Here is a 972-nt window from a genome sequence, read left to right as displayed (position 1 = left end):
CAAACGTTGTGTTTCATAAAGTATGCTAAATTACATTAGAAGAAATATCGATTTTATACAGAATTTAGCTAAGAATAGAATAAATCTTATCCTTGTAGCTTCTGGTTATTCTCTTGTAAAAGACGAACATTTTAAAGAAGGAATAGAAACGAGAGTTTTGCACTGGTGTAATCAAAAGGCAAACAATACTATTCAGTTAATATGGGATGGAAAAGAAAATTGGTTTTATTTAGGTGAATTTGATTCACTGGATGATTTAAATCTATCTGAAATTCAAGAAATAGCAGTTGTGCCAATTATCACGACTAAAAAGTTTTTCAGAAAAAAGTATGCAAATAAGATAGTCGATAATTTGATAAGTGCTGTAAAGCAAGTTTTGGCTGTTAGAAAAAAGGAAAAAGATATTTATGTATCTAAAATAAATAGCAGTGTTGATGCGAATTCAAAGTTGACTTTTGAAAGAAAATTTACAGGTAGAAATCCAGAATCTTTTTATGGAACAACTTCCTACATTGATTTTATTATTAATGGGACATCTCTGTCTGAAATTTTAGGAGGAATTGGAGAAAATATAGGAAAGTTCGGATGGAGAGATAATTTAGATATTGAATTGGGTGAGATTGGTGATTTAAGATCCTCAAATAGTACATGGCTTGAAAATGGATTTCATTCTATTTATGTTTGCTCTGAATGTGCAGATGAAGGTTGCGGAGCATACATGTTTAGAATAATAAAAAAAGATTCCGTGGTGATTTGGACTGATTTTATTTTTGGTGATGGCTATGAAGATACTGACGATAATCCAGATGATAATATAGATATAGAGCCAGTAGTATTTGTTAAAGAAGAGTATGATACGGCTTTGAATGAACTAGAAAAACTACTAACTGAAAATAAAAACGAAAACACAACACAAAAATAAAAATTACAGCGAAGCTGTTCGGCATAAATGCCTATTTTTATTCAGCCGTT

The 972-nt window shown here is 30.5% G+C and carries 1 protein-coding gene; it reads left to right on the top strand.

All coding sequences use genetic code 11. The annotated features are described in order from the left end of the window. Nucleotides 1-22: 22 nt before the first annotated feature. Nucleotides 23-922, top strand: coding sequence for a hypothetical protein (locus tag DNU06_RS17510; RefSeq protein WP_111064794.1), 900 nt, complete (start codon nucleotides 23-25; stop codon nucleotides 920-922). Nucleotides 923-972 lie beyond the last annotated feature (50 nt).

Origin of the sequence: Putridiphycobacter roseus, from assembly GCF_003234935.1 — a bacterium.
GTDB classification, from domain to species: Bacteria; Bacteroidota; Bacteroidia; order Flavobacteriales_D; family Crocinitomicaceae; genus Putridiphycobacter; species Putridiphycobacter roseus.
The sequence above is the reverse complement of the archived record's forward strand: the minus strand, read 5'-3'. Positions and strand labels throughout refer to the sequence as shown.

Coding starts and splice junctions, on each gene's coding strand:
- DNU06_RS17510 (WP_111064794.1), top strand. CDS start 23: ATGCTAAATTACATTAGAAGAAATATCGATTTTATACAGAATTTAGCT.